Source organism: Streptomyces sp. a15 (assembly GCF_059026085.1).
In genome coordinates, this window is record NZ_JBWLKM010000052.1 from 29,373 (window position 1) to 52,240 (window position 22,868).

Annotated in this window: 18 protein-coding genes and 1 tRNA gene; 11 read left to right on the plus strand and 8 right to left on the minus strand. The window is 70.1% G+C overall.

Annotated elements, in window-relative coordinates; translation table 11 throughout:
* Window positions 1–59: 59 nt before the first annotated feature.
* Window positions 60–1,364: a sensor histidine kinase gene (locus AC5P09_RS35590; RefSeq protein WP_493877846.1), complete on the minus strand. Its 1,305-nt coding sequence runs from the start codon at window positions 1,362–1,364 to the stop codon at window positions 60–62.
* A 288-nt stretch (window positions 1,365–1,652) separates the two neighbouring features.
* Here AC5P09_RS35590 and AC5P09_RS35595 point away from each other — a divergent pair, with 288 nt between their 5' ends.
* Both AC5P09_RS35595 and AC5P09_RS35600 read left to right on the plus strand, forming a co-directional pair.
* The gene (locus tag AC5P09_RS35595; RefSeq protein WP_493877847.1) at window positions 1,653–2,372 is read left to right on the plus strand and encodes an ABC transporter ATP-binding protein; all 720 of its coding nucleotides are present in this window, start codon (window positions 1,653–1,655) and stop codon (window positions 2,370–2,372) included.
* The gene (locus AC5P09_RS35600; RefSeq protein WP_493877848.1) at window positions 2,369–4,747 is read left to right on the plus strand and encodes an ABC transporter permease; all 2,379 of its coding nucleotides are present in this window, start codon (window positions 2,369–2,371) and stop codon (window positions 4,745–4,747) included. Before AC5P09_RS35595 ends, AC5P09_RS35600 begins: the two co-directional genes overlap by 4 nt.
* A 41-nt stretch (window positions 4,748–4,788) precedes the next feature.
* Here the strand turns inward: AC5P09_RS35600 and AC5P09_RS35605 are convergent, their stop codons facing one another.
* Both AC5P09_RS35605 and AC5P09_RS35610 read right to left on the minus strand, forming a co-directional pair.
* On the minus strand, window positions 4,789–5,676 hold the full coding sequence (locus AC5P09_RS35605) for a hypothetical protein (RefSeq protein ID WP_493877849.1): 888 nt from the start codon (window positions 5,674–5,676) through the stop codon (window positions 4,789–4,791).
* 37 nt (window positions 5,677–5,713) lie between these two features.
* Entirely contained in the window at window positions 5,714–7,489 is a 1,776-nt protein-coding gene (locus AC5P09_RS35610) for a glycoside hydrolase family 35 protein (protein ID WP_493877850.1), read from the minus strand.
* An 89-nt stretch (window positions 7,490–7,578) separates the two neighbouring features.
* Between AC5P09_RS35610 and AC5P09_RS35615 the strand changes: the two genes are divergently transcribed.
* From AC5P09_RS35615 to AC5P09_RS35640, 6 genes are all read left to right on the plus strand, one after another.
* Window positions 7,579–8,469 (plus strand): helix-turn-helix domain-containing protein, encoded by an 891-nt coding sequence (locus AC5P09_RS35615; RefSeq protein ID WP_493877851.1) that lies wholly within the window; start codon window positions 7,579–7,581, stop codon window positions 8,467–8,469.
* An 11-nt stretch (window positions 8,470–8,480) separates the two neighbouring features.
* The gene (locus AC5P09_RS35620; protein ID WP_493877852.1) at window positions 8,481–8,831 is read left to right on the plus strand and encodes a chorismate mutase; all 351 of its coding nucleotides are present in this window, start codon (window positions 8,481–8,483) and stop codon (window positions 8,829–8,831) included.
* A gap of 140 nt (window positions 8,832–8,971) precedes the next feature.
* Complete coding sequence (locus AC5P09_RS35625) at window positions 8,972–9,523, plus strand: response regulator (RefSeq protein ID WP_493877853.1); 552 nt, start codon at window positions 8,972–8,974, stop codon at window positions 9,521–9,523.
* A 56-nt stretch (window positions 9,524–9,579) separates the two neighbouring features.
* Complete coding sequence (gene pepN, locus AC5P09_RS35630; RefSeq protein WP_493877854.1) at window positions 9,580–12,075, plus strand: aminopeptidase N; 2,496 nt, start codon at window positions 9,580–9,582, stop codon at window positions 12,073–12,075.
* Between the two features lie 171 nt (window positions 12,076–12,246).
* Entirely contained in the window at window positions 12,247–13,743 is a 1,497-nt protein-coding gene (locus AC5P09_RS35635) for a pyridoxal phosphate-dependent decarboxylase family protein (protein WP_493877855.1), read from the plus strand.
* Entirely contained in the window at window positions 13,740–15,158 is a 1,419-nt protein-coding gene (locus tag AC5P09_RS35640) for a lysine N(6)-hydroxylase/L-ornithine N(5)-oxygenase family protein (RefSeq protein ID WP_493877856.1), read from the plus strand. The genes AC5P09_RS35635 and AC5P09_RS35640 overlap by 4 nt, the downstream gene beginning before the upstream one ends.
* Window positions 15,159–15,230: 72 nt before the next feature.
* On the opposite strand, the gene AC5P09_RS35645 is transcribed toward AC5P09_RS35640, so the two are convergent.
* On the minus strand, window positions 15,231–17,036 hold the full coding sequence (locus tag AC5P09_RS35645) for a bifunctional metallophosphatase/5'-nucleotidase (protein WP_493877857.1): 1,806 nt from the start codon (window positions 17,034–17,036) through the stop codon (window positions 15,231–15,233).
* A gap of 138 nt (window positions 17,037–17,174) precedes the next feature.
* On the opposite strand from AC5P09_RS35645, the gene AC5P09_RS35650 reads away from it, so the two are divergent.
* Both AC5P09_RS35650 and pyk read left to right on the plus strand, forming a co-directional pair.
* Window positions 17,175–17,891: an SIMPL domain-containing protein gene (locus AC5P09_RS35650; protein WP_493877858.1), complete on the plus strand. Its 717-nt coding sequence runs from the start codon at window positions 17,175–17,177 to the stop codon at window positions 17,889–17,891.
* Window positions 17,892–18,049: 158 nt separating this feature from the next.
* Window positions 18,050–19,486 (plus strand): pyruvate kinase, encoded by a 1,437-nt coding sequence (gene pyk, locus AC5P09_RS35655; RefSeq protein ID WP_493877859.1) that lies wholly within the window; start codon window positions 18,050–18,052, stop codon window positions 19,484–19,486.
* A 7-nt stretch (window positions 19,487–19,493) separates the two neighbouring features.
* Here the strand turns inward: pyk and AC5P09_RS35660 are convergent, their stop codons facing one another.
* A complete protein-coding gene (locus AC5P09_RS35660) occupies window positions 19,494–20,267 on the minus strand; it encodes a helix-turn-helix domain-containing protein (protein WP_493877860.1) in 774 nt (257 codons plus the stop codon).
* A gap of 106 nt (window positions 20,268–20,373) precedes the next feature.
* Window positions 20,374–20,447: transfer RNA gene (locus tag AC5P09_RS35665), tRNA-Leu, on the minus strand.
* Between the two features lie 102 nt (window positions 20,448–20,549).
* On the opposite strand from AC5P09_RS35665, the gene AC5P09_RS35670 reads away from it, so the two are divergent.
* Window positions 20,550–21,206 carry an ANTAR domain-containing response regulator gene (locus AC5P09_RS35670; RefSeq protein ID WP_053748470.1) on the plus strand — a complete coding sequence of 219 codons (657 nt, stop codon included), beginning with the start codon at window positions 20,550–20,552 and terminating at the stop codon, window positions 21,204–21,206.
* A gap of 85 nt (window positions 21,207–21,291) precedes the next feature.
* Here AC5P09_RS35670 and AC5P09_RS35675 read toward each other — a convergent pair whose 3' ends face one another.
* Window positions 21,292–22,008 (minus strand): ABC transporter ATP-binding protein, encoded by a 717-nt coding sequence (locus AC5P09_RS35675; RefSeq protein WP_307674066.1) that lies wholly within the window; start codon window positions 22,006–22,008, stop codon window positions 21,292–21,294.
* Entirely contained in the window at window positions 22,005–22,865 is an 861-nt protein-coding gene (locus tag AC5P09_RS35680; protein ID WP_493877861.1) for an ABC transporter ATP-binding protein, read from the minus strand. Before AC5P09_RS35680 ends, AC5P09_RS35675 begins: the two co-directional genes overlap by 4 nt.
* Window positions 22,866–22,868: the final 3 nt, after the last annotated feature.

The window sequence follows — 22,868 nt, forward strand, 5'->3', positions numbered from 1 at the left end:
GCCGGTCCGTACGAGGGCCTGGTCGTCGGCGATGACGGCGCGCAGTGCGGGTGGCCGGTTCACGTGGTCCGCCACGGCACTCGGGCCCTGATGCGGTAGCCGCCGGCGAGGGTCGGACCGGCCGTCAGCTCACCGTCGTAGACCGCGAGGCGCTCGCGCAGCCCGATCAGCCCGCGGCCGTTGCCGTCCGCCGGCGCGGAGTCGCGGACGGCGCCGGTGTCGGTGACCTCGATCTCCAGCCAGTTCTCGGCGTAGCCGATCGTCACCCAGGCGTCGGCGCCGGGTGCGTGCTTGATCGTGTTGGTCAGCGCCTCCTGCACCACGCGGTACGCCGCCAGGTCCACCCCGGTTGGCAGCGGCTGCGGCGGCAGCGACATCGCCACACCGACCGGCGTCCCGGCGGCCCGCACCCGCTCGATCAGCGCGTCGAGCTGTCTGAGGCCGGGCTGCGGCTCCAGGCCGTCGGCGGGACTGTCGGCGCGGCCGGGGTCCGTGGCCGCCGCCAACAGGCCCATCACATGGCGCAGTTCGGCCATCGCGGCCCTGCCTCCGGCCTCCACCGCCAGCAGCGCCGCCTTCGACCGCTCGGGGGCCGCGTCCATCACCTTGCGGGCCGCCCCCGCCTGGATGACCATCACGCTCACATTGTGGGTCACGACGTCGTGCAACTCGGCCGCGATCCTCGCCCGTTCCTCCTCGACGGCCCGGCGCATGCTCTCCGCCTGCTCCTGCTGCAACTGTGCGAACCGGTCCCGGCCGGCCGCGAGACGCCGCCGCCAGTAGCGGACGGTCCCGGCCAGCACCCCGGCGGCCAGCAGGACGACCACGGGACTCGACCACCCCGGCAGCACGGGATCCGTCCGCCGGAACGCCAGGCCGGCCGGCACCGCGGCGACGACCAGCACGACCGGCGCCAGCGTCCGGTACCGGCTGTGCTTCACCGCGCTGTAGGCGCCGATGACACAGGTCAGCACAGTGATCCAGCCGGCCCGGTCTCCGATGCCCAGCGCCGCGGCCAGCACCACCCCGAACACGGCCAGCGGATACCGGCGCCGGGCCGCGAGCGGCAGCGCCGACAGCAGCACGAGGGGCCAGGGCGGCCCGGAGATCCGGTCCGGCACGATCCGCGCACCCGGCGTCGGGGGGTAGGGCGGGACAGGCACCCCGTACTCGTCCCTCGGCACGACGAACACCGGCCCGTCGCTGGGATACCGCGCCGCCACCACCAGCGCGACCAAGGTCAGGACGACCGCCAGCACCACGTCCGCGCGCACCGCCCGCCGGGACAGCGGGGGCCCCTTCGCCTCCGGCCGCAGCGCCTCCCGCAGTTGCCGGCGCCATCCGGGCCGCTCCTCCGTCTCCATCGGCTCATTGTGTGGCCGATGCGCCCGGGCCGCGTCCGTCTTGACGACCAGGACGACCAGGACGACCAGGAGACCGTCCCGCAGGCGTACTTCGCAGGGATGACCCCGCGGCCGGGTCCTCCGCTGGGAGGGCCGCATGTCGGTGCCCCGGCCGACGCGGCCGAGGAGCGCCCGCCCCTACGGTCGCCTGGGCCCGACACCTTCGCCGGGACCCGACGCCTTCGCCGGGACAGGCGCCTTCGCCAGGATCCGACCGCGCACGAGCGACCGTAAGGACGGACGACTCCCATGACTTCCCCGACCACCCCGACCACCCCGACCCACGTGATCGAACTGGCGGGCGTGGCCAAGCGCTACGACAGCGCCGGCGCGCCCGCTCTCGGACCGCTCGACCTCGCCGTCGCCCAGGGGGAGGCCCTCGCCGTGACGGGTCCCTCCGGCAGCGGCAAGTCCACGCTGCTGAACCTCGTCGCCGGCCTGGACCGGCCGACCGAAGGCACGGTGACCGTCGACGGGCGGCGCATCGACCGGCTGAGCGAGCACGCGCTGGCCCGCTTCCGCCGTGAACGGATCGGCATGGTCTTCCAGTTCTTCAACCTGCTCGACGACCTCACCGTCGCCGACAACATCCAGCTCCCCGCCCAGCTCACCGGCGCCGCGCGACGCCAGGCCGCGGCCCGCGCCGGCGAGCTCATGGAACTGCTCGGCATCCAGAAGCTCGCCCGCGCCTACCCCGGCCGGCTCTCCGGCGGCGAACGCCAGCGGGTCGCGGTCGCCCGCGCCCTGGTCAACCGGCCCGCACTGCTGCTGGCCGACGAGCCGACCGGAGCCCTCGACACCGCGTCGGGCCAGGACGTACGGGACCTGCTGGTCGATCTGCACCGCGGCGGCCAGACCATCGTGCTGGTCACCCACGACCTGGCGCTGGCAGAGGCGTGCGCGAGCCGCTCGATCCATCTGGTGGACGGTCATCTCGCCCTCGACACCACGGTGGAGGCCGTCCGATGAGCGGCTTCGGTACCGGTGCGCTCGGCCGGGTCGTCCGCTCCGGGGTGGGGCGACGGCGGGTGCAGACCGTGGTGATCGCGGTGGCCGTGATGATGGCCGTGGCCTCGGCCGTGGTCGCCGGTTCGCTGATGGTCGCCGCGGACGCGCCCTTCGACAAGGCCTTCGCCCGGCAGAACGGGGCGCACCTCACCGCGGAGTACGACCCGGCGAAGGCGAGCACGGCCCAGCTCGAGGCGACCGGACGCGTGGACGGCGTCACCGCGACCGCGGGACCGTACCCCGTCACGTCGATCCGCCCGGTGGACGGGGGCGGCGGCCACCTGCGGCCCGTCACCCTGGCCGGGCGGTCCGCCCCGCACGCCGACGTGGACGACCTGGAGCTGTCCTTGGGCCGGTGGGCGGAGAAGCCGGGCGAGATCGTGCTCACCACGCAGGTCGCCGGTCCCGCCTTCAAGCTCGGCTCGACGCTGAGGTCTTCGGACGCGGCCGACGCCCCCACCCTGACGGTCGTCGGCATCGCCGTCTCGGCCGGCAGGTCCGCCGACGCGTGGGCAACCCCCGCCCAGGTCACGGCACTCGCCTCGAAGGACACCCCGGTCACCAGCCAGATGCTCTACCGCCTCGACTCCGCGGACACGGGCGGCCAGATCGCCGCCGCCCGCAAGAAGCTCACCGCCGCCGTACCGCAAGGGGCGCTCCTGGGCACCCAGTCCTACCTGGACACCAAGCGCGCCGCCGACACGAGCGCGGCGGTCACCATCCCGTTCCTCATCGCGTTCGGCGTGCTCGGCATCGCGATGTCGCTGATCATCGTCGGCAGTGTGGTCAGTGGCGCGGTCGGCACCAGCCTGCGCAGGATCGGCATCCTCAAGGCCATCGGCTTCACCCCGCGCGAGGTCGTGCGCGCCTACGTCGCCCAGGCCCTCATCCCGGCGGGCGCCGGCATCGCCCTGGGCGTCGTCCTCGGAAACCTGCTGGCCGTACCGCTCCTGAACGACACCGAGCAGGTGTACGGCACCGCCTCGCTGACGGTGGCCTGGTGGGTGGACGTCGTCGTGGTGGTCGCCGCGCTGCTCGTCGTGGGGATCGCGGCGCTGGTCCCCGCACTGCGGGCCGGACGGCTGCGCACCGTCGAGGCCATCGCGGTCGGCCGCGCGCCCCGCACCGGACGCGGCCAGTGGGCGCACCGGGCCGCGGGCCGGCTGCCACTGCCCCGCGCGGTGACCTACGGCCTCGCCGCTCCCTTCACCCACCCGGTCCGCACGGCCGCGATGCTGCTCGCGGTGGCCTTCGGCACGGTCGCGGCGACCTTCGCGCTGGGCCTGACCTCGTCCCTGACCGCGGTCGCCGAGGCGGGGGATCCCGAGAGCCGCGCGGCGGTCACCGTCTTCACCGGCGCCGGCGGACCGACCGTCACCCGCGGGCCTGCCCCCGCGGCGGGCACGGCCGAGCCCCCGGCCGCCGCCGATCCGGCACGCGTGCGTGCCGCCGTCGAGGCGCAGGCCGGCACGGCCTCGTACTACGGCAAGACCCAGGCGGACGTCACCGTGGGCGGGGTCTCCGGCACCGCCCGGGCAAGCCTCTACGAGGGCGACTCCCGCTCCGGCGCCTACGAGATGATCTCCGGCCACTGGATCACCGGCCGGGGGCAGGCCGTCGTGCCCTCGCGCTTCCTGGAGAAGACCGGCACCGAGATCGGCGACACCGTACGGGTGACCCATCAGGGGCGCACCCAGAGCCTGCGCATCGTCGGCGAGGCCTTCGACACCTCGGACGACGAACTGGAGATCCACGCGAACCTCGCCGACTTCCCGGCGGCCGAGCCCGGCGTGTTCCTCGTCGAGGTGAAGCCGGGCGTCTCCGCCACCGAGTACGCCCGGGAACTCGCCGCCGAGGTCCAGCCCCTGGGCGGCGACGCACACGCCAACTCCCCCTCGGAGCAGGACGGCCTGCTCCTCATCGTGCAGGCGATGGCCGCGCTGCTCACCCTCATGCTGGTCTCCGTGGCCGGCCTCGGCGTGCTCAACTCCGTCGTCCTCGACACCCGCGAACGCGTCCACGACCTCGGCGTGTGCAAGGCGCTCGGCATGTCGCCCCGCCAGACCGTGGGCCTCGTCCTCGCCTCGGTGGCCGGGATCGGCGTACTCGGGGGACTGGTCGGCGTCCCGGCCGGATACGCGCTGCACGCCTATGTGCTGCCCGTGATGGGGCACGCGGCGGGCACCGACCTGCCGCCGTCGGTCCTCGACGTGTACGACACTCCGCGGCTGGTGCTCCTGGGTCTGGCCGGCCTCACCATCGCCCTGCTGGGCGCGCTGCTTCCGGCGGGGTGGGCGGCCCGGGCACGCACGGCGACGGCGCTGCGCACGGAGTAGGAACTCCGCCGGCCAGGTGTCGCACTCCAGCACCGTGTCGGCTACGTGTCGCACTCCAGCACCGTCCGGCACAGCGAACACCGCGCCCGCATCCTGCCCCGCACCGGCACCCGGATCCGCTGGTGGCAGGTCGGGCAGGGAAAGGAGACCCGCAGGCGGCCGCCGCTGTCGGGGGAGAAGGCGTACGGGACGCCCGGTCCCGGTCCCGTCCCGGGCGCGTGCCGCCGGTCGCGGGCGTAGCGGCGCCGCCCCGCCCAGCCGGCCGCCGTCAGCGGGGGCTGCTGCTCGTCCTGGCGGGCCCGGGTCATGCCCTTGACGTACGCCGTGTAGGCCTGCGGGCTGGTGAACCACACCGACGGGTCCTCACCGAAGACCAGGGCCCGCTTGGCGAGGACGTAACCGAACTCCTCCGGGGTGAGATAGCCGAGCTTCTGGGAGGACGCCGCGTCCTCCCGGTACGCGTCGAGGAGCAGCCAGCCCGCACCCAGGTAGGCCGCCGCGGTGTCGGTGAGGATCTCGTTCTCCCGGGTGCCGGGGAAGGTCAGGTCCAGGCGGTGCAGATAGACGTGCATCACCTCGTGGGCGAGGGCCGCGCCGATGTCCCGGCGGTGGGTGCGGAAACGGTCGTTCAGCTCGACGAAGTACTCGGGCCCGGCGGTGAGTTCGACGTTCGCCGCCTGCTTCATCTCCCGGAAGCTGACGACCATCCGGGCATCCGGCAGCCGGTAGTGCCGCACCAGCTCACGCGCCACCCGCTGCGCCCCCAGATACAGGTCGTCGGTGTCGCAGAACGCCATGTCGGCGGGGACCACGCTGGTCCCGAACAGCTGGACGGTGTCGTACGACAGCCGCTTGTACAACGCGGTGACGGCGGCCCGCACCGTCTCCAGGTGCGGATAGCCGTGCTCTACCGGTCCGTCGTTCGCCACGCCCGTACCCCCAAGAGGCCGTGAACCCGGTTCCACTCTACGGCGACGCGGGTGGATTTTCCCCGGCCGGATTCGCCGGTACGGGCCGGAGGACGGGCGGCGTCACCGACGCCTGATCGAACTCCAGCACCCATACCTCGTTGGTCCCCTCCCGCAGCACCGGCCCGGGTACGTACAGTGACCGCTGCGGCCCCGCGGACCAGTAACGGCCCAGGTTGAAACCGTTGATCCACACGAAGCCACGGGTCCAGCCCGGCAGGTCAAGGCAGGCGTCCCCGGCGCCGCGGACCGTGACGCCGGCCCGGTACAGACCGGCGGATGCGTCGCCGGGGAGGGCCCGGAAGGAGAGGCCCTCGATGTCGTCCAGGGCGTCCAGGCGCAGCCCGCGCGCGCGTACGCTGTGCAGATACTGGCGCTCGTGCAGCAGGCCCCCGGTGATGCCCTTGGGCTCGCCGGTCAGCGGACCGTAGTTGACCCTCCCCAGGGACTCCACCCACAGCTGAACGCGCGCGTGCCCCGCGACGGACTCGTTGAGCCGGTCCTCGTCCTCGGTGAGCACCCCGGCCCGCTCCCCGTCGACGTACACCACCGCCAGATCCCGCAGCCCGCGCGCGGTCAGCGGGTAGGGCTGCCGCGGGCCCGGCACCGTCACCTCGTAGCGCACCACACCCCGGTCGACGTCCAGCTCCTCGAAGGTCGGCGGCACGGGATACGTGCCCTCCGGGCCCCCGCGCGCCTCGAGTACGGCGGACAGGGACGCCCAGCCGTCCAGCCGCACCTCGGCCGGCTCACCCAACGGCGTGGGCGCGGGCGGGACTTCAGGCAGCAGCCCGTCGGCGTACTCGGCGAACACCTCGCGCAGACGCCAGAACTTCTCCGTGGGCCGGCCGTACTCGTCGACGGGCGCGTCGTAGTCGTACGAGGTCACGTCCGGCTGAAGCGGCCCGTCGTGCATCCAGCCGCCACCCCGGTTGGCGCCCGCCCAGCCCGCGAAACTGGTGCCGCCGTGCGCCATGTACAGATTGACCGAGGCCCCGCACTCCAGGATCTCCCGCAGCGTCGCCGCCGCCTCGGCGGGCTCCCGCACGACATGCTCACCGCCCCAGTGGTCGAACCAGCCGCACCAGAACTCCATGCACATCAGCGGCCCGTCGCCGCGGTGCCGGCGCAGCGACTCGAACGCCCCGCGCGCGTGGGAGCCGAAGTTCACCGTGGCGAGCACCCCGGGGATCGAGCCGCCGCTGAGCATGTGGTCCTCCGGGCCGTCCGAGGTGCACAGCGGGACCGTCACGCCCTTGGACCGCAGCAGATCCGCGAGACGGCCCAGATACTCGGTGTCCGAGCCGAAGCTGCCGTACTCGTTCTCCACCTGCACCATGATCACCGGGCCGCCCCGGTCGGCCTGCCGGGACACCACCTCCGGCAGCAGCCGACGGAACCAGTCCTCCACAGGTCGCAGAAAACGCTCGTCACGCGTGCGCGGGTGCCCCGTCAGCCAGTGCGGCAGCCCGCCGTTCTCCCACTCGGCACAGATGTACGGCCCCGGCCGCACGATCGCCCACAGACCCTCCCGGTGGGCCGCATCCAGGAACCGGCCCAGCGCCTCCACGTCCCGGAACTCGCCCGGCCGCGGCTCGTGCAGGTTCCATGGCACGTACGTCTCCACGCAGTTGAGGCCCATCGCCCGCAGCATCGCCAGCCGGTGCCCCCACTGCGCCTCGTGCACCCGGAAGTAGTGCAGCGCACCGGACAGCAGCCGCACCGGCCGCCCGTCCAGCAGGAAATCCGCGTCCCCCACCGTGAACTCGCTCATACGCCCCACCCTCACCCCTGGCGTGGATCACGTCCATGGACAAAGATCGGCGCTGCTTGGACACAAGTACGACCGTCGGAGGACCGCCGATGTACCACACCTGGATGCGGTTCTTCACGCCCGGCCCCGCCCACCACCGGCTCGGCCTCGTCTGCCTCGGCGTCGGCCTCCAGTACGGTGCGCTGCCCACCGTCGGCCCCCGCACCCTCGACAGCCACGTCGCCGTCGTCATCAGCACCGGCAGCGGCTGGTACCTCGCCCCCGACGGCCGCCGTACCACCGTCACCGCGCCCGCCCTGCTGTGGCTCACCCCCGGCGTCCCCCACCACTACGCGCCCGACCCCGCCGCCGGCTGGGACGAGGGCTTCGTCGGCTTCACCGGGCCCGCCACCGCCACCTACACCGAACTCGGCTACATCGAACCCGACCGCCCCGTCGTCCCCCTGTCCGACGCCACCGGCCCACGCGCCGTCATCACCCGCATCGCCCGCGCCGCCCGCCGCGACAACCCCCTCCTGGAAGTGGAGACCGGCGCCGCCGTCCACGAACTCCTCGTCGCCCTGCGCCGCGCCCGCGCCGACCTCGCCCCCGACGGCGACCCGGTCCTCAAGGCCCTCGCCCGCGACGCCTTCAAACCCCTGTCGGTCGCCGACCACGCCGCCCGGCACGGCATGACCACCGCCGAACTGCGCACCGCCGTCCGCCGCGGCGCCGGCTGCAGCCCCAAGGACTACCTCCTCGGCATCCGCCTCGGCCGCGCCAAGGAACTCCTCGCCGCCACCGAACTGCCCGTCGCCGCCGTCGCCCGCCGCGTCGGCTACGACGACCCCGCCTACTTCTCCCGCCTGTTCACCCGCCGCGTCGGCATGGCCCCCGTCCGCTTCCGCGCCCAGGAGAGCCGCGTCGTTCCCGGCGGCTGGAGCAACCAGGTACCGGATCCGGACGATCCACCCATGATCGAGCGCGCGCCCGCCCCGTAATGTGGACGCCCATGACCACCAGCAACAACGGAACCGGCGACGTCGACCCCGCAGTCCGCGAGGAACTCGCCCGGCTCCGCGACAGCATCGACAACATCGACGCGGCCGTCGTCCACATGCTCGCCGAACGCTTCAAGTGCACCCAGCAGGTCGGCCACCTCAAGGCCAGACACCAGCTGCCGCCCGCTGACGCGGCCCGCGAAGCCCGGCAGATCGAACGCCTGCGCACCCTCGCCGAGAACGCCAAACTCGACCCGGCCTTCGCTGAGAAGTTCCTGAACTTCATCATCGCCGAAGTGATCAGGCACCACGAGCGCATCGCCGAGGACGCCGTCAACGGAACCACACACCTGGCGAATTGACCTCCCCCGATGCCCCCAGGGACGTGACACAGGGCCCCGCGAGGGGCATGCTGCGCTGTGCACTCCTTGTCAGCCCACGAGCACTCCGCGTCAGTGCGCGGTCGTAGGCTGGTCTGTCCACGAGGGAGGGACGTCGGGCCATGCCGTCGGATGCCAGGATCCTCATCGTCGACGACCACGAGGACACGCTGTACGCCCTGGAGAGCGCCCTGGCCCCGCTGGGCTACCGGCTGGGCCGCGCCACCAGCGGAGACGAGGCCCTCAAACAGGTACTGCGCGGCCAGGTCGGTCTCCTCCTCCTCGACGTACGCATGCCCGGCGTCAGCGGCCTCGACGTGGTGCGCTACATGCGCCGCGTGGAACAGACCCAGCACATACCCGTCGTCCTCCTCACCGGCTTCGGCGCCGACCACGAACTGACCGCCACCGCCTTCGGCCTCGGCGTCGCCGACCTCGTCATGAAACCCATCGACCCCTGGGCCCTGCGCACCAAGGTCCGCTACCTCTTCGACACCCACCAACGCCACCTCGCCCTCGAACACGAGGTCCGCGAACTCCGCGCCCTCGTCAAGGACCACACCGAAGCCGGCGAACACCCCCCACGCCCCGCCCTGCCCCACCCGGACGCCCGCGTCCCCACCCAACGCGGCCAGGGGGCGCACACCGAGGAGCTCGAACAGGACCGGACATAGGCCGCGTACCGATCCGCCCCTGTGCCAGGTCAGCGCCATCAGGCAGCATGTCCTGCATGTCCGTACTGACGCGCGACGAAGCGCAGACCCGTGCCAAGCTCCTCGACGTCCACCGCTACACGATCGACCTCGACCTGACCTGCGGGGACGACACGTTCGACTCCCGCACCGTCATCAGGTTCACCGTCCGCGCGGACCAGGACGCCACGGACACCTTCGTCGAGGTCAAGCCGGCCCAGCTGCGCTCCGTCACCCTCGACGGACACCCCCTCGACCCGGAAACCCTGGACGAGAACCGGCTCCCCCTGAAGAACCTCACCCCCGGCGAGCACGAACTGCGCGTCGACGCCGCCATGCGCTACTCCCGCACCGGCGAGGGCATGCACCGCTTCACCGACCCCACCGACGGCGAAACCTACCTGTACACCCAGCTGTTCATGGACGACGTCCAACGCGTCTTCGCCGCCTTCGACCAGCCGGACCTCAAGTCCGTCTTCGATCTGTCCCTCAAGGCCCCCGAAGACTGGACCGTCCTCGCCAACAGCATCACCGAACACCTCGGCGAAGGCCGCTGGCAGGCCGCCCCCACCCCCCTGATCTCCACCTACCTCGTCGCCGTCGCCGCCGGCCCCTGGCATTCCGTACGCACCGAACACCGCGGCCTGCCCTTCGGCATCCACTGCCGCCGCTCCCTCGCCCCCCACCTGGACGCGGACGCCGACGAACTCTTCGAGATCACCAAGCAGTGCTACGACCGCTACCACGAGAAGTTCGAGGAGCCCTACCCCTTCGACTCCTACGACCAGGCGTTCGTCCCCGAGTTCAACGCCGGCGCCATGGAGAACCCCGGCCTCGTCACCTTCCGCGACGAGTTCGTCTACCGCTCCGCCGTCACCGACACCGAACGCCAGACCCGCGCCATGGTCATCGCCCACGAGATGGCCCACATGTGGTTCGGCGACCTCGTCACCCTCCGATGGTGGGACGACATCTGGCTCAACGAGTCCTTCGCCGAGTACATGGGCTACCAGACCCTCACCGAAGCCACCCGCTTCACGGACACCTGGACCGACTTCGGCGTCAGCCGCAAAGCCTGGGGTTACGAAGCCGACCAGCGCCCCTCCACCCACCCCGTCGCCCCGGAGGCCGTCGACGACACCGCCTCCGCCCTGCTCAACTTCGACGGCATCTCCTACGCCAAGGGCGCCTCCGCCCTGAGGCAGCTCGTGGCCTGGCTCGGCGAGAAGGACTTCCTCACCGGCATCAACACCCACTTCGCCCGCCACAGGTTCGCCAACGCCACCCTCGCCGACTTCATCGACTCCCTCGCCGCCGGCACCGAGCGCGACGTCCACGCCTGGGCCGACACCTGGCTGCGTACCACCGGCGTCGACACCCTCACCCCCCGCATCACCCCCGGCGACGACGGCACCTGCACCCTCACCGTCGACCGCGCCGGCAGCCGCCCCCACCGCATCGCCGTCGGCCTCTACGACCAGGACGTCGCCGACGAAGGCCGCCACCTCGTCCTGCGCGAACGCCTCGACCTCGACCTCCCCCACACCACCGCCCACCCCATCGGCAAACGCCCCGCACTGCTCCTCCTCAACGACGGCGACCTCACCTACGCCAAGATCCGCTTCGACCCCCAGTCCTTCCAGAGCGTCCACTCCGGCCTCTCCGGCCTGCCCGACCCCCTGACCCGCGCGGTCGTCTGGAACGCCCTGCGCGACTCCGTACGCGACGGCGAACTGGCCCCCGGCGCCTACCTGGAAGCCGCCCGCACCCACCTCCCGCGAGAGACCGACCTCGCCATCGTGCAAGGCGTCCTCGCCTTCGCCGCCGCCCAGGTCACCGACCGCTACCTCAACCCCGACCAGCGGCCCGCCGCACTCGCCTCCCTCACCGCCCTGTGCCGCGACCTCATCCGCCGCACCGAGGACGGCGACCACCCCGGCCTGCGCCTCATCGCCGTACGCCACTTCATCGACGTCGCCGCCCACCCCGACACCATCGCCGCCTGGCTCGCCGACGGCACCGCCCCCGGCGGCCCCGAACTCGACCCCGAACTGCGCTGGCGCGTCCTGGCCCGCCTCGCCGTCCTCGGCGCCACCGACGAGACCGCCATCGCCGCCGAACTCGAGCGCGACCCCAGCGCCACCGGCCGCGAAGGCGCCGCCCGCTGCCGTGCCGCCCTGCCCGACGAAGCGGCCAAGCAGCGGGCATGGGAGGCGATGTTCACCGACGACACCCTCTCCAACTACCTCTTCACCGCCACCGCCCAGGGCTTCTGGCAACCCGAACAGGCCGACCTGGTACAGCAGTACGTCCCCCGCTACTTCCAGGACGTCGTCACCCTCGCCGCCCGCCGCGGCCCCGCCATCGCCGAAGCCGCCGGCCGCTGGGCCTTCCCGGCCTACGCCGTCGACACCGAGACCCTCCGCCTCGGCGAGGCATGTCTGAGCGACGACGCACCGATCCCGGCACTGCGCCGCAAGCTCGCCGACCAACTCGACGACCTGGCACGCGCGTTGCGGGTACGCGAGGCCTAGACAGCACCACCCCCGGGGCACGGCCGACTCCTACGGATCGGCCGTGCCCCGACACGTTCTCCCCGCACGGACGTACCTTCTTTCGGGTTCTGTTCGTTGGGCTTTTCGGGCACGATCACGCATTCGCGTACAAGCTGGAACTCCCTCTGCCCAGCGCCCGGAGGACCACCCATGAGCACACCGAGCCTCGCCTCGGGCCCCCAAGGCCCCCACGCCCTACGGCCCCTGCTCGACACCGTGCTCGACGCCCTGCGCGACGGCACCCGCGCCCGCCGCGGCCCCCTCCCCGCCGGCGGCCCCCACGCCGTCGCCGCACGCGTACGCGACGCCGTGGGGAACGTACTGCCGGACCACGGCGACCCCGACGCCCTGCGCCGCCTCGTCCACGCGCTCGCCGAAGGCGCCGCCGACCCCGCCCACCCCCACTGCGCCGCCCACCTCCACTGCCCACCCCTCGCCGTCGCCACCGCCGCCGACCTCGCCGCGTCCGCCCTCAACCCGTCGATGGACTCGTGGGACCAGGCACCGGCGGCGTCGGAACTGGAGGCGCTGGTAACACGGGCACTCGCGAGCGAGGTCTACGGAGAGACACCCAGGGGCGCGGGGCTGTGCCAATATGCGGCTCCGCCGCGGGGCGCGACCAGCCCCCACCGGCCCGCAGTCGACAACACACAGAACCCACCCCGCCCCGATGCCCTGGTCACCACCGGCGGCACCGAATCCAACCAACTCGCCCTCCTCCTCGCCCGCGAAACCCACGGCCCCGGCATCCGCCTCCTCCACGGCGCCAACGCCCACCACTCCCTGCCCCGCGCCGCCTGGCTGCTCGGCCTGCCCGACCCCATCGTCGTCCCCGCCCCCACCGGCACCCTCGACCCCGCCGCCCTCGCCGAAGCCCTCAGCACCCTCCCCGGGCCCGTCGTCGTAGCCGCCACCGCGGGCACCACCGACGCCGGACTCATCGACCCCCTCCCCGACATCGCCGCCCTGTGCCGCACCCACCACGCCCGCCTGCACATCGACGCCGCCTACGGCTCAGGCCTCCTCTTCAGCGACCGCCACCGCACCAAACTCACCGGCCTGGACGCCGCCCACACCATCACCCTCGACCTGCACAAACTCGGCTGGCAGCCCATCGCCGCAGGCCTCCTCGCCGTCAAACACCCCCACGACCTCGCCGCACTCCACCAACGCGCCGACTACCTCAACGCCGACGACGACACCGAAGCCGGCCTGCCCGACCTCCTCGGCCGCTCCCTGCGCACCAGCCGCCGCGCCGACGCCCTCAAGATCGCCGTCACCCTCAAAACCCTCGGCCGCACCGGCCTCGGCGCCCTCGTCGACCAGGTCTGCGACCACGCCCACACCTTCGCCGCCCTCGTCGACGACCACCCCGCCTTCGAACTCCAAGACTGGCCCACCATCAGCACCGTCCTGTTCCGCCCCGCAGAAGCCACCGACGACACCGTCGCCGCCGTACGCCGACGCCTCCTCACCCACGGCCGAGCCGTCCTCGGCCGCGCTCGCCTCGACGGCCGCCTCTGGCTCAAGGCCACCCTCCTCAACCCCCACACCCGGCCCGCCGACCTGGCCGGGCTCCTGAAACGCGTCGAAGAACTCGTCGAAGAACCCGTGGAAGAACCCGTGGAAGGAACCACCCCCCGATGAGCCCGACCCCCCACCCCCCACACCACGAGCCCGACGCCCCCCGCGACCTCGTCGGCATCGGCGTCGGCCCCTTCAACCTCTCCCTCGCCGCCCTCGCCCACCCCCTCACCGAACTCGACACCGTCTTCTACGACCAACGCCCCACCTTCGACTGGCACCCCGGCCTCCTCATCGAAGGCGCCACCATCCAAGTCCCCTTCCTCGCCGACCTCGTCACCCTCGCCGACCCCACCAGCCCCTGGACCTTCCTCAACTACCTCAAGGCCCGCGAAAGACTCTTCCCCTTCTACTTCGCCGAGCGCTTCCACATCCAACGCGCCGAATACGACGCCTACTGCCGCTGGGTCTCGGAGAACCTCCCCGGACTCCGCTTCGGCCACCAGATCGACGCCGTCCGCTGGAACACCGAACGCGACCTCTTCGAAGTCGACTACACCCAACTCGACACAGACGGCGAAGCCGAAGCCCTCGGACGGACCTACACACGCAACATCGTCCTCGGCATCGGCACCGAACCGTACGTGCCCGACCCCTTGAAACCCCTCGTCGACGCCCCCGCCGTACCCGTCGTCCACGCCGCCGACTACCTCACCCACCGCGACACGATTCGCGCCGCCGACCACGTCACCGTCATCGGCTCAGGACAGTCCGGCGCCGAAATCTTCCTCGACCTGCTCCGGACCCGCCCCGCAGGCCACGAGAAACTCCACTGGCTCGGCCGCACCGAGGCCTTCGCCCCCATGGAGTACTCCAAACTCGGCCTCGAACACTTCACCCCCGACTACACCCGCTACTTCCACGCCCTCACCGAAAGCGTCCGCGACCGCCTCGTCACCACCCAATGGCAGCTCCACAAAGGCATCGACACCGACACCATCGCCGCCATCCACGACGAGCTCTACCGCCGCACCCTGCACGGCGGCTGGCCCGACGCCGTCCTCACCCCCGGCGTCCGCGTCCGCACCGCCGGCCGCATCGCCACCACCAAAATCGAACTCCACCTCGAACACATCCAGCAGAACACCCGCACCCGCCTCACCACCGACGCCGTCGTCCTCGCCACCGGCTACCGCGAACGCCCCCTCGACCGCATCCTCGCCGGCCTCGACCCCTACCTACGCCGCGACAGCCGCGAACGCCCCCGCGTCGACGAACAGTTCCGCCTCACCCTCGACCCCTCCGTCACCGGCACCGCCTACGTACAGAACGCCGAACGCCACACCCACGGCATCGGCACCCCCGACCTCGGCCTCGCCGCCTGGCGCAGCGCGACCATCCTCAACTCCCTGACCGGAAAAGAGCCCTACCCACTCCCGACCCGCACCGCCTTCACCACCTTCGGCCTGGAAAACCGGCCCCACATCCCCCCGGCCCGACAACCACAGGCCCTCACCCCCCTGATCGAAGGCCGGTAGAACGACAAAGGGCGGCGGGAGAAACCCTCCCACCGCCCCTCAGACGCCCTTCAGACACAGAGACACGCAGACCTAGAAGACCGGCGTACCGCCCCGCGTCAGCTTCCAGTCCACCGACGCGAAGTCCTTCGGATCCAGCACACCCTTCGCCGTCACCCACTCCGCGATCCGCGTCCGGATCTCCGTCGACTCCGCCCACACCTCCGTCGCCGACGCCACATGCGGGAACGCACCGCCACCATTGGCACGGTAGTTGTTCACCGCCAGCACGAACTGCTGCGCATCAGCCAGCGCCGCACCGTTGTACGACACGTTCCTGATCCGCGAACCCGCCGCCTGAGCGATGTCGATCTCGTACGTCAGCCCCGACACATAGTCGTAGTTGTAGTCCGGACGCCCACCGGCGTTCGTCAGCTTCTCCACATCGACCGCCGCATCCGCCGCCGTCTGCACGAAGTACTCCGCCGAGTACTCCAGGTACGCCTTGATCTGCGCACCCGTCATCAACTTCGCGACCAGCGTGTTGTCGTACACATACAGACTCGACAGATCCCGGATCGTCACATCACCCGCCGGAATCTCCGACGTACGCGAGAACGGCGACGCCTGCGCGATCACCGGCACCGACGCATACTCCGTACCCGCCAGCGCCGCCTTGACGACGTCCTCCTGCACCTTCGTGATCAGGTCGATGATCGGCGCGTCCCTGTACCGCGCGTCCACCGTCGTCAGCGGCTCCGTGGCCGTACCGACCACCTGGTTCACGTACTCCACCACGACATCGTGGTCGTCCTTCAGCAACTTCGTGATCTTCGGATCGTCGGCCACCGCGTTCGAGTTCAACACCGACGCCGACACCGACTCGACCGCCCAACGGCCCTTCGCGAAAACCAGCTCGAAGTCGAACAGAGACAGCCGCTCCGCATACGCCAGCGGCTCCGACAGCACCACGGACTTGCCGGTCTTCTCGTTCGTGACCAGCAGCTCCGGAATCTCCACATGCGCGTGCCCGACCAGAATCGCGTCGATCCCCGGCACCTGCTGCGCCACCAGCGCCGCCGAGTTCTCCACGTACGGCAACTGGTCACCGTACGACGACGTACCGGACGAACCCGAGTGCGCCGACACGACCACCACGTCCGCACCCATCGACCGCAGCTTCGGCACCCACTTCGCCGCCTGCTCCTCAAGCCCCGGGAACGTCAACTTCCCCTGCACATACGCCTTGTCCCAGATCGCGATACCCGGGTTCGTCAGCCCCAGCACCGCCACCTTCACCGGCGGCGCGCCCTTCACCCGGAACGTCTTCATGAAGTACGGCGGGAAAGCCGGCTTCAGCGTCTTCGCGTCCAGCGCGTTCGCACCCAGCAGCGGAAAATCGCACTGCTCCTCGAACTTGCGCAGCGTCTCGATGCCGTAGTTGAACTCGTGGTTGCCGAGCGCCACCGCGTCATACCCGATCGCGTTCATCGCCGCCGCCATCGGGTGCACCGGACCACCCTCCGCGGTGATCGGGTCGACCTTCGCGTAGTAGTACGTCAGCGGAGTGCCCTGGATCGTGTCACCCGCGTCCAGCAGCAGCGTGTTGCCACGGCCCTTCTCCTTACGGACCTGGTTCACCAGCGTCGACACCCGGGCCAGACCCTGCGCGTTGCCCTTGGCGTCGGTGTACTCCGCGTCCTTGAAGTAGTCCCAGTTGAAGATGTGACCGTGCAGGTCCGTCGTGCCCATCACCGTCAGCGAGTACCGCTTCGCAGGCCTGGAGCCCTTCTTCGCCTCCGCAGCCTGCGCCGCCGGAGCCGCCACCGAACCGGCCAGCGCGACACCCGCACCGGTCACAGTGGACTTCTTCAGGAACTTCCGACGGTTCAACGGCATGTCTGGTTCTCCTCGGGGCATGGTCAACAACGCGCGTAGATTCTGACCCGGACATGCCGCACGACAACAGACCCCGCAGGTTTCGATCTGGTGACCAGCAGAGGCGTCAACCAGGTAAGAAGTGACAGAGTGGGGCGTATGACCACCCCACCGTCCGAGGAGCCCCAACCCGCCGTCCCTTACGGCACCCCCGACGCACCCCGCATCGCCGTCTGCGGCGAAGCACGCCTCGAAGTCGACCCCGAGATCGCCCGCATCGGCGTCACCGTCGCCTCCCGGGGCAAGGACCGCCGAGCCGCCCTCGACGACCTCACCCGCCGCAACACCGCCGCCCTCGACCTCATCAAAACCTACGGCGACGCAGTGGAACGACTGGAGACCGGCTCCTTCTCCATCACCCCACAACTCAAAGAACACGGCCGAGGCGAACGCATCCACGCCTACCACGGCCGCGTCCACATCACCGCCGAACTCACCGACTTCACCGCCCTCGGCGAACTCACCACCCGCCTCGCCGACTCGGACCTCACACGAGTCGACGGCCCCTGGTGGGCGCTGCGCCCCGACTCACCCGCCCACCGCCAGGCCCGACAACAGGCAGTACGGGAAGCCGTCCAGCGCGCGAGGGAGTACGCCGAGGCACTCGGGACGACCCTGGCAGCCCTCGTGGAGCTGGCCGACATCGGCGCCGAAAACGCCCCGCCTGCCTACCCCACCGCCTCCGGCAGCCGCATGCGCTCCGCCGCCTACGCCGCCGAAGACACCGCCGCCGCGCCCCTCGACCTCGAACCCCAGCGCCAACGCGTCCACGCCCAGGTCAACGCCCGCTTCACCATGGCCCCGCCACAGCTGTAAAAGTAATTGTCATAAGAAAACGTCGGAGTGCACCCGAAATGCTCATCGGAGCAACCCGGCGCACAATTCAACACTTGTCAAGAGCGCTTCACCCAAAGGTTGTTGAGAAGACACGCACCACCAATTCCCTACCCACCGGTAAGCTCTACGCTCGAAACATGCGCCGAGCAAAAATCGTCTGCACCCTGGGCCCCGCCACCGACTCGTACGACCAGATCAAAGGACTGGTCGACGCCGGAATGGACCTCGCCCGATTCAACCTCAGCCACGGCACCTACGCCGAACACGAGGAGCGCTACCACCGCGTACGCAAGGCCTCTGACGAGACCGGCCGCAGCGTCGGCATCCTCGCCGACCTTCAAGGCCCGAAGATCCGCCTCGGCCGCTTCACCGAAGGCCCCGTACTCCTCGAACGCGGCGACACCTTCACCATCACCGTGGAAGAAGGCATCGAGGGAGACCGCCAGACCTGCGGAACCACCTACTCCGGCCTTGCCACCGACGTCACCCCCGGCGAACACATCCTCATCGACGACGGCAAAGTCTGCCTCGAAGTCACCGACGTCGACGGCCCCCGCGTCCACACCACGGTCGTCGAAGGCGGCATCGTCTCCGACCACAAGGGCCTCAACCTCCCCGGCGTCGCCGTCTCCGTCCCCGCACTGTCCAAAAAGGACGAGACAGACCTGCGCTGGGCCCTGCGCACAGGCTTCGACGTCATCGCCCTGTCCTTCGTGCGCAGCGGCCGAGACATCGACGACGTCCACCGCATCATGGACGAAGAAGGCCGCCGCCTCCCGGTCATCGCCAAGGTGGAGAAGCCCCAGGCCGTCAACGCCATCGACGACATCGTCGCCGCCTTCGACGGCATCATGGTCGCGCGCGGGGACTTGGGCGTGGAGATGCCTCTTGAGCAGGTCCCCCTCGTCCAGAAGCGCGCGATCAAACTGGCGAAACGCAACGCCAAGCCGGTGATTGTCGCGACGCAGATGCTCGACTCGATGATCGAGAACTCCCGCCCGACCAGGGCCGAGGCTTCGGATGTCGCGAACGCGGTGATCGACGGCACGGACGCGGTGATGCTGTCCGGGGAAACGAGCGTAGGCAAGTACCCCATCGAGACCGTCAGCACCATGGCGAAGATCGTCGAAGCTGCCGAGGAGGACATCCTCGCCAAGGGCCTCCCGCCCCTGACCGACAGCAACAAGCCCCGCACACAGGGCGGCGCGGTGGCCCGAGCGGCAGCCGAGACGGGCGACTTCCTGGGCGCCAAGTTCCTCGTTGCTTTCACCCAGTCCGGCGACACGGTCCGCCGCCTGTCGCGTTACCGCTCGCCCATCCCGCTGCTGGCCTTCACCCCCGAACCGGCGACCCGCTCCCAGCTCAGCCTGACCTGGGGCGTGGAGACCTTCCTCGGTCCCCACGCCGACTCGACCGACGCGATGGTCAACCAGGTGGACGAGCTGCTGCTGAAGTACGGCCGCTGCGAGAAGGGCGACACGGTCGTCATCACGGCCGGCTCCCCGCCCGGCGTCTCCGGCTCGACGAACCTGGTGCGGGTGCACCACATCGGTGAGGACGACAGTCCCAGGTAGTTCCGGTTCAGTGCTTGGGGCCGACGTGGGTGTCCATGAGGGCGACTGAGGCTTTGCGGGCGATGGAGATGTTGAAGGGGTCGCTGCCGCGAGCGAGGGTTGTCCATTCGACACCCACCCTGTCCAGGGCATTGGTGAAGAGCTTCCGGATGTCATCGGACTTGTTGGAGAAGAAGTACCGGGGGTATTCGTAGCGCTTGCGCTCACCGGCGACGAGGCGGGTCGTCCAGTTGGTGATGCGGCAGCCGTCCGAGTGGATGAGGCCGCGGATGAATTCCCAGGGGTGCGCGTCGACGATGGCTTGCTGCCAAGGCTCGAGAGTGATGGTGCGCTCGTGCTTCTTGCCGGGGCTGTGCTGGGGGAACAGGCAGGGCCAGTGCTTGCTGGACCCGGTGACGGCGACACAGCCTTGCTTCTTGACGCGGCACACGCTGTTGTCCGGGCGTACGGAGCGCATCGCGGCTTCGCACTCATCAATGACGCCCGGCCAGGCATTATCCAGCACGATGCGCATGTAGTAGACCCCACGCCGGTGAGCGCTGATGCAGCCATCGCCGAGATAGAGGCCCAGCAGGTAGGCATACGCCTCAGGTGCCTCGGGTAACCCGGGCACCTCGTCGCATCGCGGGCACGGGCGGCCGGTGCGCCTGAGCGGCTCGATGCATGATTGCCAGGAGCGGATGGCGAACCGTGACATCCCCAGCTCCTTGCTGGCGGAGTTGAGGCTGCGCCCTTGGGCGACCATTGCCAGTGCTCGCTTACGTGTGTCCATGTCGTACATGTGGCCACTCTGTGAGAGTGATCGCGACGACACGCAGCAAAGGGCGGATGTTCACGAGAACGGGAACATCCGCTTTTGATTGGGTTCCTTCGAATTGAAGGTTAAGTGCCCCGGGTGGGACTCGAACCCACACTGAATACCTTTTGAGGGTATCGTCTCTGCCGATTGGACTACCGGAGCCTCTTCGAACCGAAGGTTAGTGTATCCCCTCGGTGCATCAAACATACAGGAGCTAGGTAGGCTCAGGGCAAGCAGTGACCTGCCCCGTACCAAGGAGCCCCCGTGACCGCCCCCGAGTCGCCCCAGCCCGTAGACGCGCCCGACGACGACAAGTCGCACGTGCCTCCGCTGACGACCCGTGTCGTCATCGCCGAGGACGAGGCGCTGATTCGCCTCGACCTCAAAGAGATGCTGGAGGAAGAGGGCTACAGCGTCGTAGGCGAGGCCGGTGACGGCGAGCAGGCCGTCGAGCTTGCCCGCGAGCACAAGCCGGACCTCGTGATCCTTGACGTGAAGATGCCCAAGCTGGACGGGATCTCCGCGGCGGAGAAGATCGCCGAGGAGCGTATCGCCCCGGTGTTGATGCTCACCGCGTTCTCGCAGCGCGACCTCGTGGAGCGTGCTCGGGACGCCGGTGCGATGGCGTATCTGGTGAAGCCGTTCAGTAAGAGTGATGTCGTGCCGGCGATCGAGATGGCCGTGTCCCGGTTCACGGAGCTCAGGGAGCTGGAGAACGAGGTCGCGGACCTCACTCTGCGTCTGGAGACCCGCAAGCTGGTGGACCGTGCGAAGTCGATTCTGCAGACGGAGTACGGGCTGACCGAGCCGGCCGCGTTCCGGTGGATCCAGAAGACGTCGATGGACCGCCGGATGTCGATGCAGCAGGTCGCCGAGGCGGTCATCCAGGATGCCGACGAGAAGAAGAACGGCAAGGGCTGACACCCGGGACCCGTTCCAGAACACGAGTGAGGCCCGCGTCCCCGATTCAGGGGCGCGGGCCTCGTCGTGCAACCACGGGCGTGTTCTAGTCCTCGCCGAGGTATGCCTTCCGTACGGACTCGTCGTGCAGCAGGTCCTGTCCCGTGCCGGAGACGACGATGCTGCCGACCTCCATGACGTGTCCCTGGTCGGCCAGGGAGAGGGCTGCCTGGGCGTTCTGTTCGACGAGGAGGATCGTCGTGCCCTGGGACTTGAGTTCGGAGATGGTGGCCATGATCTTCTGCATCATGATGGGGGAGAGGCCCATGGAGGGCTCGTCCAGCATGAGGAGCTTGGGCTGGGACATCAACGCCCGTCCCATGGCCAGCATCTGCTGCTCGCCGCCCGAGAGGGTTCCGGCGGCCTGCTTGCGGCGCTCTCCCAGGATGGGGAAGAGGTCGTAGGCGCGCTGGATGTCCTTTTCGATGCCTGCCTTGTCGTTCCTCAGGAAGGCGCCGAGTTGGAGGTTCTCGGCGATGGTGAGGCGGGGGAAGATGTGGCGGCCTTCGGGGGAGTGGGCGAGGCCGAGGGCGACGATCTTGTGGGCGGCGACGCCGGTGAGGGGCTTGCCGTCGAAGATGATCTTTCCGCTGGTCGGCTTCAGGAGTCCCGAGAGGGTGCGCAGGGTGGTCGTCTTGCCGGCGCCGTTGGTGCCGATGAGGGTGACGACCTGGCCGGCTTCGACGCTGAAGGAGATGCCTTTGACGGCTTCGATCTTGCCGTAGGACACCCGGAGGTCTTCGACCTCTAGCAGTGTGCTCACTGGGCTTCTCCCTTGGTGCTGGTGGTGCTCTGCGCTTCGGCTCCTGCCTCGGCCGCGGCGACTTCGGCGGCCTCCGCTGCTCCGGGGTCGCCTTCGAAGGGTTCGCCCAGGTAGGCGGCGATGACGCGTTCGTCGGCCTGGACGACTTCGGAGGTGCCTTCGACGAGTTTTTCGCCCTGGACGAGGACGGCGACGCGGTCGCACAGGTTGAAGATGAAGCGCATGTCGTGCTCGATGACGAGGACGGCGACGCCCATGTCGCGGATGGCGAAGACCAGTTCTTCGGTGGCCCTCGTCTCCTGGGGGTTCATGCCGGCGGTCGGCTCGTCGAGGAGGAGCAGGCCGGGTTCGGAGGCGAGTGCGCGTGCGATCTCGAGCTTGCGCTGTTCGCCGTAGGGGAGGTTGCGGGCCAGGTGGTCGCGTTTGGCGGCGAGGCCGATGAACTCGAGGAGTTCCATGGCTCGTTCTTCGCTGGCCTTTTCCGCCTTCTTGAAGCCGGGGCCGCGCAGGAGTGCCGACCAGAGGCCTTCCTTGGTCCGGGTGTGGCGGCCGACGAGGACGTTCTCGAGGACCGTCATGTTGGCGAACAGGCGGATGTTCTGGAAGGTGCGGGCGATGCCGGCCTGGGTGACCAGGTGGGGCTTGGGCGGGAGGACCGTGCCCTTGTAGGAGACGGTGCCTTCCGTCGGGATGTAGAGGCCCGTGAGGCAGTTGAAGAAGGTCGTCTTGCCGGCGCCGTTGGGGCCGATGAGGCCGACGATCTCGCCGACGTTGACCGTGAAGTCCACCGAGCGGACGGCGGTGAGGCCGCCGAAGCGCATGGTGACGTCGCGGGCTTCGAGTACTGGTGTCGTCATGAT